This is a genomic window from Fortiea contorta PCC 7126 (genome assembly GCF_000332295.1).
In the GTDB taxonomy this organism is placed as follows: domain Bacteria; phylum Cyanobacteriota; class Cyanobacteriia; order Cyanobacteriales; family Nostocaceae; genus Fortiea; species Fortiea contorta.
Map to the genome: position 1 here is coordinate 3,283,938 of NZ_KB235930.1, position 12,585 is coordinate 3,296,522.

A 12,585-nucleotide genomic window follows, 5' to 3' on the forward strand; every position below is an offset into this window, starting at 1 on the left:
TAAAGATATAAAGTAAATTTTTTTAAATGCACACATTTCTAGCTCCTTCCTCAATGCAGCTGTCTGTAGCACCGAACCAATGTCAGCCTTTGAAGATTATCGCACTGGGGGATAGCTTAGTTTATGGCTTTGGCGACCCCGAGAAAGGAGGCTGGGTAGAACAACTGCGCCGCTGGTGGATGCTGCCCGACCATGCTGGTCATGTACTGTATAATCTGGGAGTGCGTGGCGATCGCACTCAGCAAGTAGCCCAAAGACTAGAAGTGGAATTTCGCCACCGTGGTGAACTCCGCAACCGTGTTCCCGATTTAATTATTTTATCAGTGGGGGTCAACGATTCAGCGCGGCTAACTCGTCCCAACGGCAAAAATTACACAGATTTTGCGGTATTTGAATCAGAAATCGCTTCTCTACTCGAACAAGCACAGCAACTGTGTCCGGTGTTGTTTGTCGGTATGGTTCCCGTTGATGAAACCAAAATGCCCTTTCTCGATTGCTTCTACTACAATCATCTTGATCAATATCGCTACAAAGAAGCTACCAGAATCGCTTGTAAAAAAAGGCATATCCCTTATCTGGATATTTTCGACCAATGGATGACACGTGGTGAAGCTTGGAGGTGTAAACGGTTAAGTGATGACGGACTTCACCCAAACACCCTAGGCTATCAAGCTTTGCTAGAAGATGTCATTAATTGGGATGCCATGGCTACCTATCATACTCGGTTTGATTTCCATCGCCAGTCTTCTTAGGGATTGGCGGTGTTTTCATTGTGCTCCGAAAATAGTTCTCTTTCTGTGGCGTGCGTTATGAACTTTAGTCTTAACGCACCTAAAATCAACATGAAGTGCAATGTTTTGATTTATTGGTTTTATGTATCACTAAATACTGCAAAATTTTGACGCTGAATTGTTCTGAATTTTAAGTAGTTGTTTTAAGAATTAAGTCAGCAAATGCAAACAAATATGGCGATAGGCTTTACAATTCTTTACTATCTCTGCGTTAGGTAAAGTTTATTGTCTTTTGAATTGGCTAGTCTTTATCCACTGCTAGGCTGGTAATCAATATAAGCAAAGTTTGAGCAAAATCGCACTGTGTCTCAACAGCTTAATAAAGTTTTAGTCGTGGAGAAATAAGGTTAAGTATATAGCAATTATACAGCGTCTGTGTCGTTACCGAAATATTTTTATTCATAGCCTACACAAACCCAACAATTCTCACTAGTAACTCCAATGATTGATCATTACTCCCTCGAATGGATTGAAGCATGGTGTCAAGAAAATGGCTGGACAGATTTATTTGTCGAGCGACGGAATAATTACTGGGCTTTTCCTCCGGGAGGAGTAATGCCTGAACCAATTCCTACTCATGTGTTGCAATTAATTAAAGCTGAGAAAGGATTAACTTTTGAAGAAACATTGTGGACGATATCAGCATTAATTGGCACTGTTATTGCTATTCTTTCTACCTTGTGGTTCCACTCTCCTATGCCCCTAGTTTTAGCTTTTGCTTTGAATGCAATTACGGTGGCTCAATTTGAACCTGAAGATATTTAAATTTAATGTAGAGACGTGAATTTTTATGTCTCTACAATAATTTTGGGACGAAGATAAATTATTTTTAGATATTACAAGAAGCCTTAGTTGATGTAACTAAGACTTCGTTAGTTTTATTTAACTTGTGGACTCTAACCAATTTTTTATCCTAAATTGGTGAAGTAAATTGCCCACAAGCTACCTGTGACACCTACAGCAATTAATACGTTAGTGAAAAACTTACCTAATTCGGTTTGTTGTCCTAGCCCTTTGTCGTCTTGACCAGCGGTGAAGAATAAAGACCAAGCTTGGTTAACATTAATCGTTTCAAAATTGTTGAAGCTGGAACGAAAGACAACGGGGCCGATTAAGTCTTTTTTGGGAAAATCAAAATCAGTTTTCATATTTTTAGCTGTTAATTGCTATTGAGTGAATTTGGGAAATTTTTAGAGGCTGGTCAACCATCCGATTAAGCCGTGTCCAGTGATGACTTCTAGAGCTATGAGTGAGACAAAACCTATCATTGCTAAACGTCCGTTGAGTTTCTCGGCGTATTCAGTGAAACCTGCTCTGTTGCTTTCGTCTACATATACTTTGGGTTCGATGGCGTAGTTGTTGAGTAAACCGCGGTCGTTGATGGTGAAGCCTTTAGCTGTCATGTTGTTTTTTCCTTGTGTTTGTTTATGTAACTAAATATAACCTTATGTAAATAATTTTTACAAGTACTTGACAAAGCTAAAAAATACGGTAAACCGAACCATGAAGGTGGTGGCTACCGTATTAAAGATGCATTCGTCGGGGGTCTATCGCATTAATTTTGAAAAATAAATGTGTTTGTAGTCAGGACTTTAGTCCTGGAACTACGAATTAGTATGACTATTAATCATCACTAAAATAGTAGATAAAGGGACATTTGTAAAATATTTTTGTTGAAATTGTGCTTCGCTAATTGCAGCTAAAAATTTGCTCGCGGCGCTATCAGCTAGAGGTTGAGATACTTTTTTGGGATTATGGCTGAATTGCAAATCACGGTCTTGTCGCTCGATGGTAAATCCCAGATATTTTAAAGCATTAAATCCCCAAAATAAAGTTTGGTCACTGATACCGAGTTTTTTTAACAAATGAACACGAGTAACTGTTTGCTTGGTGCGACTTAAATATTTAGCAATTCCGACTAAAGTCAACCAAATTTCGTTAGGTGGTTGGTGCTGAGGTTGAGTCCAAGCTAGAGCTAATTGTTGTTGGTTGTAAAGTGATTTCTGCCACCACCCCCGTAACTCATCCCAACTACTGGGACATTGTGTAACCGCCAGTGCTGAATCATTCTCCAAAGGAAGATTTCGCCAGTCTAAAATTTGTGCTGATGTTTGAGTATTAACTACAGAATTAACAGTGGGACAGACAGCAATTAATCTGATTTCATAGCGTTTTTTGAAGCTGTTATAGTCAATTTCGGCTATGCAATCACATCTACCAATAGGTAATTCATCTTTGTAATGTCCCCACCATATCCCTGGAAAAGGGTTTCTAGTAGAGTCATCTCGAATATCAAATTCTGTTTTAATATATTGTATTTTTTTACCTTGAGAATCTTGCTGATTGCGGTGCCAAGAATTTTCAAACCAGCAGTTTTTAATTAAGAGTTTAGGAATGGGATTTCCCATCCCACAAGGTTCTAATAATTTCAGTTCTAAAAATAATTCTTTTCCTAAATCGGCTACCTTGACAGCTATGTCTGCTTGGACTGTGGGTGTGAGGGTAATACTACCTAATAATTGCCGCAAACGCTGGTTAATTGCATCTTTAAATAAAGGAATATTCTCAACTAATAAACTCAAACCCGCCGCAAAAGGATGTCCACCAAAACGATGTAATAAATGGGCTTGGTCTTTTACCAGTTGATATAAATCTACAGAATTCACCGAACGCGCAGAACCACGAGCGAGGGGAGATGAGGAAGAAGTAATTTCTGCTCCTACTTCCGTGACTGCTTCCGTACTCAATAAAATAGTGGGACGCCCTGTTTCTTGGGCTATTTGTCCAGCAACTAAGCCTAACACACCCACGGGCCATTGCGAATCTTCAAGAACGATCGCACTAGTAGTAGATAAATCTAATTGGGTAAGCTTTTGTGCTACCTGGGCTTGTACATCTTTTTGGAGAGATTTGCGACGGGCGTTAGCTAGTTCCGTCATTTCTGCTAGTTGCTGACAATGTTTGATGTCTCGACTTGTCAATAATTCTACACAGAACCGAGCATCACCTTGGATACGACTGACGGCGTTGATGCGCGGCCCTAAACCGAAGGAAATATCTGTGGGGCGATCGCCACTTTTCTGACACAATTCTAATAATCGCCCCACACCCGGACGCCTCCGCGCTGGTGCTGGTTGTTGAAAATCTGCTTGGAGTTGTTGAATTCCCAATTGCGCTAAATAGCGACAATCTCCCTTTAACTGTACCAAATCAGCAATTAATCCCACTGCGACTAAATCCAGTAAATCAGTTAGAGGTTGTTTGGGTATCTCTGGTAGAGTTTGATAAAAAGCTTCCACCAATTTGTAAGCTACCGCTACCCCGGAAAGATGAAATAAAGGGTGTTCAGCAGTTAAATTGCGGGGATTGATAATAGCAACAACAGGCGGACGTTCTGAGGCTAGAGTGTGGTGGTCTGTAACTATGACATCAATCCCAAGCTGTTGAGCATAAATAATCTCATCATGATTTGTGCTCCCAGTATCGCAGGTGACAATTAACCTGCAACCTTGTTGAGCTAAATTAGCAATCCCTTGCTGATTCAGTCCGTGGGATTCTGTGAGGCGATTGGGAATGTAGTAAATTAACTGGGTATTGTGCGAGAAAAATTGTCCTAAACCATCCCACAACACAGCAGTAGCAGTAATCCCATCAGCGTCAAAGTCTCCCCAAATAGCAACTTTCTCACGCTCATCAAGTGCTCTTTGCAACCTCGCTACCGCCAAATGCATTTCCTGTGCAAACTCAAAAGGACTCGCTGGTTGATAAGTTTTATAGTTGACAAAACTAGCTAATTGTGATTCATTTTGAATACCTCTTTGCCACAACAATTGTGCAGCAAAAAGCCCACTCGACGCAGGTATATATTGCTTAACTGCTTGGATAAACCAGTCTGGAGGTTGTTCAGTTGCTGCTAGAGTCCATTGCATTTTACTTGGGAAGTGGAGGAGTCAGGGATAATTAATCACAAATGATGATTGGCGTAGATGCATTGAGATATGAATTTATCTCACGCATAGACGCGGAGCGGCTTCCCGCAGGGTAGGCGCAATCGCTGAAAGCGATCCCGCAGGGTAGGCGCAAAGGCCCAGAGAGTAGGAACATGACTATTCATCATTAATCATCAAATCTGGCTGCGTTTCTGTGACTAGGGGATTGAGGATGACTTCGTTAGCGAATCCATCGGGTTTGCGGGCGCGGATTGCGGGACGCGATCGCTTGTAGCCTGCGCGTTCAGCTTTTTGATGTTCGTAATCAATAAGTCTGCCATAATAAGGATGTTTACTTAAGCTCATTGACAAGAAAATGTGCTGGCGATTGTTACCAAAACCTTTGCGGTTAAAGAATTTGACTGCGGGGACATTGGTAGGGTCTGTGTCCACCAGCATGAACCGCGCCCCATCTTCAATCATCCGCGCGACGACTTTATCAAATAACTTATCAGCAACACCTTGACGCTGAAACTGAGGACTCACCCCCAACCACAAAATATATCCATAAGTCCAAGAAGCCTTAGTGATGATGGTTCCTAAAATAAATCCTCCCAATTCCCCATCAATTTCAGCCACTAGACAATATTCTGGGTCTGTGTTGTAGAGTCCAATCACCTCCCATTCATCCCAAGTACGGTATAGATAAGGATAGCGATCGCTAGTAAATAACTCCTCTCCCAAATGATAAACCGGGGCTATATCATCAATTCCTAATTCCCGCACATAAACTGCATCCATATCATCAATATTTTTCATACTTATTCATCATTAAAAAATCCATATAAAGTAAATTTCTACTTTTTTGAGTAATGAGGACGCGTAACTTTGCATTGACCGAAGAAAGGATGAAGCAAGAATTGGTACAAGCTGAATCGAATCGTGGGCGAAAAAATTGACCCTGAGCGACGCCGAAGGGTCAAACTTTTTTTCCTTAGTTCTAGCCCCATTCTTTTATATGTGAGGTAATTTCAGACTTCATCCTTCATACTTCATACTTTAGTTGACTTCGCGCTCCTTTGTGTTCAAAAAACTCTATAATGACACCTCCTCAATACTAGCGAGATTTGGTAATAATACTTTCCCCGTTCCCTCTCCAGTGGCTTGTGTTCGTTCGCAGTGAGGAGCAAATTTACACTTTTCACAAGCTTTGTCACCTTCCGGGAGTTGGGGAAATGGCTGTTTATTTTGATAACGTTGTAACCAATTTGTCAAGTCGCTTAATAGTTCGTTCAGTTCTTTGGTTACTTGTTGATGCTGGGTAGTATTGTAATTAAATTCAATATTTTGTGGTTTACCTGCTGACTGGACAAACCAGTAAGTCATAGATATATTTTCTGGTGAATAAGTACTAGTTTCAGCTAACACATACATATAAAGGCGTGTTTGCCAATTCTGAGCTAATTTGCGTTTATTTTCTGGTTTGGGGTAAGTTTTCCAGTCGAGAATTTGGGCTTGTTGGTGATCTGCAATCAATAAATCATAGATAACGGTGAGTAAATAATCTTGCACTTGTAGAGTGCGGTAGTGTTCGCTTTCGCGGAAAGTTTGACTGTGAGCAGGGGCGACAATTTCCGGCGCCGCATCAGCAAAAGCCGTCATCCAGCTTTGCAATTGCGGATCAGCTTGCAAAATACTCTGAATGGGTAGACCCATTTCTTGTTGCTGCATTAGCAGGTGAAAGCGGCTACCTAGAGTTTGCTTTTCCTCATGTTCAGGGTCTGAGGGAGAACTGAGGTTTTCTAGATAAGTGTGTTGAAACTGACGGGGACAACGTTCTAGGATATTAAGTTGTCCTTGAGAAATACGTAAGATTTGATTTGAGAGCATGAGTATATTGTAAAAGCGATCGCTGTTAGTCAAAATAAGCGATCGCTTTTATTTGGAGTCTCAAACTACTCGTGATAATTAAGTTTCTTTGCACCCTGTTCTCTATTCCCTAATTTTGGTTTGTTAAGTGTTATGTACAAGTTTTGAAAACAGTTAACTCTCCAGAGGTAGATATATTAAACGATTTAAAGGAAGAAATTGCGTTGAGAACAATATCTGAAGCTTTACCAAAGAAAGAATCATCATGAAGCTCTATCACCATATTATCAACACATGAAAGCCAAGACTCATAGTTCTTGGAAAAGACCACAGCCTCAGCACCTTCCACATCCATTTTTAAAATCGAAATCCTATTTTGACCTGATTCTTTTAACAGCGTTCCCACATCTGTAGCTCGCATTTCGGGAACTTCGCCTTGGTTACATTCTCTGACTTGAACTGTCCATTCACGCCCATCTCTGTATGGCGTTTCCAATATTTTCAGATCAGCAGTGTGTGACCAGATACCAGAGCGGATCAATTTAACACGCTCCTTGTAGGGAGCAAGATTTTTTTCTAAGAGCGTAAAGTTAGATAAATCAGGCTCAACACAAATGACTTTACATTTAGGGAAACGAGTCAAGAAATAAGCAGATGAGTAACCTACATTCGCACCACAATCAATTACTAAATCTACGTCAGATAAGTTATCTAAGCAAGAATACTCTGTTTCAATGAAAATTTGCTCAAAAACGTTTTTATCACTGGTGTCAGGACGGCACATTAAAGGATATTTAGCATTCTTGGACATCAATGTATAAGGTTGCGTTCCCTTCAAGAGTGAGCAACGAAATTCTTGCATCATGTATACACACGTCTGCAACCAGCCAAGAGTTGAGATGAGATTCTTTATTCTAGATATTCTGTGTATATATTTAAACACAAAAAGCCTTTTCCTATCATAATTTTGTAGCTATATTATACAAATCTTTTTACGTATAAGTACTTGATTTGGCACAGCTACACAGAAGTTTTATATTTCTGTACCGTATTTTAAATAAAAATTTAATGTATAAATACTTGTTTTAGTTAAATTCCTTATTTTCAGTAGACCTAGCTAGAGAAGAGAGATTTTTATTTAGGGAAGATCGGGAGAAAAGGTAAAAGGTAAAAGGATGTGTTTCGCATCTTTCCTTTTTCCTTTTACCTTTTTATATACCTGATGCTTATTTAATGTTAGCCTTTGTGTCCTTCACTGCGGCAAAGAAAAATATTCCTGTGAGGGGGATACTCAAAGCCAGGATAATTGCTGTGGTTGGGACGCCAAAATCAGGCTGTCCAGAGCTGAGTTCAAAAATTGACCCAACAGCTGCGATCGCAGTTATACAGGAGCCAGCCAGAAATAAACCGCTTTTTGGAGTAATGTACACTATTAAGCACCTTATGCTAATGGTTTCACCGCTTGATACGAGAAGCCATTTTTAGATAGCTCTTGGGCCAAAGTCAAGGAGTTATCTACACGGTCTACAAACACCACACCGTTGAGGTGATCCATTTCATGCTGAATACAGCGCCCTAACAAGTCGTTCGCTTTGAGTGTCTGGGGACGCCCAGATTCATCTTTATAAGCTACTTCCACGACTTGGGGACGCTTCACATCCAAGTAAACACCGGGAATGCTCAAACAACCTTCTTGAGCAACGCAGATGTCACGGCTAACTTGTTTGATTGTGGGATTAATCAGCACCAGTGGCTGATTTGCGGGGTTATCTGGTTCTAAATCGATGACAATTAGTTGCTTATGAACTCCTACCTGGGGTGCAGCCAAACCAATACCATCTTTGCTGTACATAGTTTGCAGCATTTCACGCACAAGGAGGCGAATTTCATCATCTACCTTCGTAATTCGTTTTGCGGGTTGACGAAGAACGCGATCGCCCAGATAGTGAAGCTCTAATGGTGGATTTTTTAACTTTATTTTCTCTACAGCAATTTCGGAGGGCATGATTCTCTGTGGCTAGTTGGTGAATATTCCTAGTATCCTCATTCTATCAATCTGTGAAAAACGCCTCTAATACTAATGCCACAAGTGGCGAAAAAAAAGAGGCGATCGCACGCACTAATAATTGTGTGGCTATAGCGATCGCCTCGCAACAAAATTACACGCCAGAGGCAACACTGACACAACAAAATTCGGGTTTGGTGAGTTGGTTGGGTTTGTCCCAGAACACTAGCGATCGCTTTTTTAGTTTATGACAAAATTTATACTAGTACTAGTATAGTTGACAGTATAGTATTTATACAACCAAGTAGTCAATAAATTTATACACAATGATTAACATTGGATCCCCCCAACCCCCTTTCCAAGCAGGGCAAAAGCCCCTCAAAGTCCTCCTTTTTAAGGAGGATAATGATGGATCTATAATGATTTCAGTTTGGTAGAGAGATGTGTGTACACCGTAGCCTTGTTAAGGGGGGTTAGGGGGGACTCGGATTCTATGCAGCCTCGTAAAAAATTGGTATAAGTCTAATTTAAGCTGTGAAAACAGTCCCTAGTCTTAGTTTCTTGATTTCGGGTAGTCGTTTGTTGAATTCGGGTAGTCGTTTGTTGAATTCGGGTAGTCGTTTGTTGAATTCGGGTAGTCGTTTGTTGAATTCGGGGGGTCGTTTGTTGAATTCGGGGGGTCGTTTGTTGAATTCGGGTAGTCGTTTGTTGAATTCGGGTAGGCGTTTCTTGATTTCGGGGGGTCGTTTGTTGAATTCGGGTAGGCGTTTCTTGATTTCGGGTGGTTGTTCCTCACAGTGGGGGTTGCATTTGTAGCAGAGTCTGCAAATCTAGTGAAGCTAGGCGCTGATATGCTTGGTCTATGAGACGTTGACCACGGAGAAAACCTGTGTTGGCGCCAGGACAAATGTAGCGGAGTGTTTCTGGTGTAAAGCGCTCTAAGATCAACTGGAGGCTTTTGATTTGTCTTGGCCAGTGAAAGGTTTTGGCTGTGCGTAATGGTACTGGTTCACCTTGCAAGTTAGGTAGCAAATGACGCCCGGAAAACAAGACGCCGCCAAGTTGACTATAACAAAGGCAAGATGAACCGGGAGAATGTCCTGGCGTCCAAATTATTTGTGTAGTGGAATTAAGAGTAATTTCTTGAGTGAAGGTTGTGACGGTTAAATTGGGTAATAAATAAGCTTCTTGTTCTTGAATCAGCACCTCACAGCCCAAAGCTGACTGAATTTCGGCTGTTTTGCCAATAGCACCACGATGGGTGAGAAATAACCAGCGGACACCACCATGGGACTGTAAAAAATCTAGATTTGTTTGCTCTAGAGCCGGACAATCGATGAGGATATTGCCTTCATTTCCTACAATAAAGTAAGATGTACCTCCTAGCGTGTCCCGATTTGGTGGAAAAGCAAAAATGCTGTCGAGTACAGCTCGTGGTGGTTTAACTGTGAGACTTGGTTGTTGAGGTAAGGGACACATGACAAAAAACGAGCTGGAGAAGTTGTAGAAAATCTGGTGAAAAAGTTTAACTTGAGAAAACTTTTAGCCGTGGTTGAAAAAATAAAACTTTACAGTCTAGCTTGTAGTAACTGCTGTGGTGCTGACACTATGAGCGGGGCGTTTTTGCAAAATTACTGAAGCTCACATGACATTTTGGTTGCTCCTCGTACTGGGATTGGTTACTTATTTTATGGTGCAGCGCATCGTCGCTCATAGCACCCGTACACCATTTTGGGTGTTATGGCTGGTGTTAATGATGCCAGCATTGGTATGGACGGTGTGGATAGCGATATATGGAGAAACACAACCGCCGCCACGAGCATTGGTACTATTAATGTTATGGTTGATAGTCATCTGCCCACCTTTATTCTGGTTGTTGTTTCGGTTGGGTCGTCACTCACCTAGAGAGTATCCGACTGAACTACCAGCCTCAGAACCACTATCGGCTGTTCATCCTATCGCAGAACCAGTACCAGTGCACCCCATTGAGCCAACAGAAGAAACCCAGCTGCGAAATTGTTTTCCCTGGTCTGTATATTACATTCAAAATATTGAGTATCGACCCCAGGCTGTAATCTGCAGGGGACAGTTAAGAACTACTCCGAATAAGGCTTATCAACAAATTAAGGCTAATATTGAAGCACAATTTGGCGATCGCTTTTTGTTAATCTTTCAAGAGGGTAACAATAATAAGCCCTTTTTTGTGCTAGTTCCTAATACTCAAGCCGCGAAACAAGCAAATACCAGCAAGCCGGAAAATATCACTCGACCGGGGTTAGCACTGTTATTATTAGCAGCTACTCTGGTGACTACGACTTTGGTAGGGGCACAAAATGCTGTATCTACTCTGCCACCGATTTGGAAATTTACTTTACTAGCGCAAAGTATTTTAGCTAATCCCTCTGTGTTGCTGACAGGATTACCCTACGCTTTAGGGTTAATGACGATTTTGGGTATCCATGAACTGGGTCACTATTTGACAGCTAGGTTCTACAAAATTCGTTCGACTTTGCCTTACTTTATTCCTATGCCGATTTTCTTGGGAACCTTTGGTGCATTTATTCAAATGCGTAGTCCTATTCCCAATCGCAAGGCTTTATTTGATGTGAGTATTATGGGTCCCATTGCTGGGTTTATCGTGACTTTACCGATTATAATTTGGGGCTTGGCTCATTCTGACGTGGTGCCTTTAACTGAAAAAACAGGCTTCTTAAATCCTGATGCTCTTAATCCTAAATATTCGATTTTATTAGCGTTGCTCTCGAAAATAGCCCTGGGAAGTGCATTAACATCAACATCAGCGATTGATTTGCATCCAGTAGCCATAGCAGGATTTATCGGGTTAATCGTTACAGCATTAAATTTAATGCCTGTAGGACAACTTGACGGTGGTCACATTATCCATGCAATGTTTGGACAACGAACTGCAGTTGCGGTTGGTCAAATTGCGCGCTTGTTGTTGCTGCTACTTTCTTTGATTCAGGCAGAATTTTTCTTGTGGGCAATGATTTTATTATTTATTCCCTTAATTGATGAACCTGCACTGAATGATGTCACAGAATTGGATAACAATCGAGATGTGTTAGGTTTGTTGACAATGGCTTTATTGTTAGTAATTGTACTACCGCTACCGCAAGCGATCGCTAATTTGTTGCAGATATAAATTTTTTGACAATAATTAACCAGCCCTCTGTTTAGGAGGGCTGAACAGCCTGATAGGTAAATGTGTTTGTCGTGACGACTTTAGTCCTCTATACTAACTGGACGCGGAATTAGCAGTCTGGGCGGTTGTGGCTGCGGGACTACCACCCATGCGAATTTCTGTACTGAAGGATGCCATACTCAAACCATCAGCTTGTTTGAGTACACTTACCCGCATTCGCAAATTAGGGCTAGCAAACCACAAACGTTCTTCAGACCACATGGTTTCATCTTCTGTGGTTAAGGTCAGGGCTTCATCTTGACCTAGCTTGTAGTGTCCAATGATTAAAGTTTTTTTGCTGTTTCCCGTTTCCTGTAGTAACTTGCCTACATCTGGATGATCTGCATCTGGGACGGAAACTAAGACAGTCGAGCCACTGTGTTTTGTTGCGTCCCATTCCATTGTACCGTTCCAGGTAACTCTGGCAGCACAGGAGGCGTCACTAGGAGAAATTTGATGTTGTTGACAAAGTTTGACGACTTGTGGATCATCTGTTGCTAAGGTTTCAATGATGATATCTGATTTGCCATCTTTTGATTGCTTAAAAGTTGGATGGTGACTAGTGCGATGGGAAAACCATTTACCAGCACTCAATTGAAAAAATTCTTCAATATTCATGAATAAAACTACCTGCATCAAAATACGGAAGATTCCACTTATTATTACAAGCTAGCAGAAGGTGTTAATCTTCAGCTTGACTAAATTTGACACAAGAAAAAATTGATCCGAACAATCATGAAAGGGAACAGGGAACGGGGAAATCTACACAACCCACAAAGGATAGAATTT

Annotated in this window: 14 protein-coding genes; 4 read left to right on the forward strand and 10 right to left on the reverse strand. The window is 41.1% G+C overall.

Annotated features, from left to right (window positions below):
• Positions 1-26 precede the first annotated feature (26 nt).
• Positions 27-752, forward strand: a complete 726-nt coding sequence (locus tag MIC7126_RS0115125; RefSeq protein WP_026100285.1) for a GDSL-type esterase/lipase family protein — start codon at positions 27-29, stop codon at positions 750-752.
• A gap of 480 nt (positions 753-1,232) precedes the next feature.
• Positions 1,233-1,556: a slr1957 family protein gene (locus MIC7126_RS0115130; RefSeq protein ID WP_017654001.1), complete on the forward strand. Its 324-nt coding sequence runs from the start codon at positions 1,233-1,235 to the stop codon at positions 1,554-1,556.
• A 143-nt stretch (positions 1,557-1,699) separates the two neighbouring features.
• Here MIC7126_RS0115130 and MIC7126_RS0115135 read toward each other — a convergent pair whose 3' ends face one another.
• From MIC7126_RS0115135 to def, 8 genes are all read right to left on the reverse strand, one after another.
• Complete coding sequence (locus tag MIC7126_RS0115135; RefSeq protein WP_017654002.1) at positions 1,700-1,939, reverse strand: hypothetical protein; 240 nt, start codon at positions 1,937-1,939, stop codon at positions 1,700-1,702.
• Between the two features lie 42 nt (positions 1,940-1,981).
• Complete coding sequence (locus tag MIC7126_RS0115140; protein WP_017654003.1) at positions 1,982-2,194, reverse strand: high light inducible protein; 213 nt, start codon at positions 2,192-2,194, stop codon at positions 1,982-1,984.
• A gap of 201 nt (positions 2,195-2,395) precedes the next feature.
• Positions 2,396-4,720, reverse strand: coding sequence for a single-stranded-DNA-specific exonuclease RecJ (gene recJ / locus MIC7126_RS0115145; protein ID WP_017654004.1), 2,325 nt, complete (start codon positions 4,718-4,720; stop codon positions 2,396-2,398).
• A 177-nt stretch (positions 4,721-4,897) separates the two neighbouring features.
• Positions 4,898-5,539 carry a GNAT family N-acetyltransferase gene (locus MIC7126_RS0115150; protein ID WP_017654005.1) on the reverse strand — a complete coding sequence of 214 codons (642 nt, stop codon included), beginning with the start codon at positions 5,537-5,539 and terminating at the stop codon, positions 4,898-4,900.
• 276 nt (positions 5,540-5,815) lie between these two features.
• Positions 5,816-6,610: a PD-(D/E)XK nuclease family protein gene (locus MIC7126_RS0115155; protein ID WP_017654006.1), complete on the reverse strand. Its 795-nt coding sequence runs from the start codon at positions 6,608-6,610 to the stop codon at positions 5,816-5,818.
• A gap of 130 nt (positions 6,611-6,740) precedes the next feature.
• Complete coding sequence (locus tag MIC7126_RS0115160; protein ID WP_017654007.1) at positions 6,741-7,454, reverse strand: FkbM family methyltransferase; 714 nt, start codon at positions 7,452-7,454, stop codon at positions 6,741-6,743.
• Between the two features lie 361 nt (positions 7,455-7,815).
• Positions 7,816-8,019, reverse strand: a complete 204-nt coding sequence (locus MIC7126_RS0115165; RefSeq protein ID WP_017654008.1) for a hypothetical protein — start codon at positions 8,017-8,019, stop codon at positions 7,816-7,818.
• An 11-nt stretch (positions 8,020-8,030) separates the two neighbouring features.
• A complete protein-coding gene (gene def, locus MIC7126_RS0115170; protein ID WP_017654009.1) occupies positions 8,031-8,594 on the reverse strand; it encodes a peptide deformylase in 564 nt (187 codons plus the stop codon).
• Positions 8,595-8,647: 53 nt separating this feature from the next.
• On the opposite strand from def, the gene MIC7126_RS0115175 reads away from it, so the two are divergent.
• On the forward strand, positions 8,648-8,845 hold the full coding sequence (locus tag MIC7126_RS0115175; protein ID WP_017654010.1) for a hypothetical protein: 198 nt from the start codon (positions 8,648-8,650) through the stop codon (positions 8,843-8,845).
• A 541-nt stretch (positions 8,846-9,386) separates the two neighbouring features.
• Here the strand turns inward: MIC7126_RS0115175 and MIC7126_RS0115180 are convergent.
• Positions 9,387-10,073, reverse strand: coding sequence for an MBL fold metallo-hydrolase (locus MIC7126_RS0115180; RefSeq protein WP_017654011.1), 687 nt, complete (start codon positions 10,071-10,073; stop codon positions 9,387-9,389).
• A 166-nt stretch (positions 10,074-10,239) separates the two neighbouring features.
• On the opposite strand from MIC7126_RS0115180, the gene MIC7126_RS0115185 reads away from it, so the two are divergent.
• Positions 10,240-11,757 (forward strand): site-2 protease family protein, encoded by a 1,518-nt coding sequence (locus tag MIC7126_RS0115185; RefSeq protein ID WP_017654012.1) that lies wholly within the window; start codon positions 10,240-10,242, stop codon positions 11,755-11,757.
• A gap of 93 nt (positions 11,758-11,850) precedes the next feature.
• Here MIC7126_RS0115185 and MIC7126_RS0115190 read toward each other — a convergent pair whose 3' ends face one another.
• Complete coding sequence (locus tag MIC7126_RS0115190) at positions 11,851-12,414, reverse strand: phycobiliprotein lyase (protein WP_017654013.1); 564 nt, start codon at positions 12,412-12,414, stop codon at positions 11,851-11,853.
• Positions 12,415-12,585 lie beyond the last annotated feature (171 nt).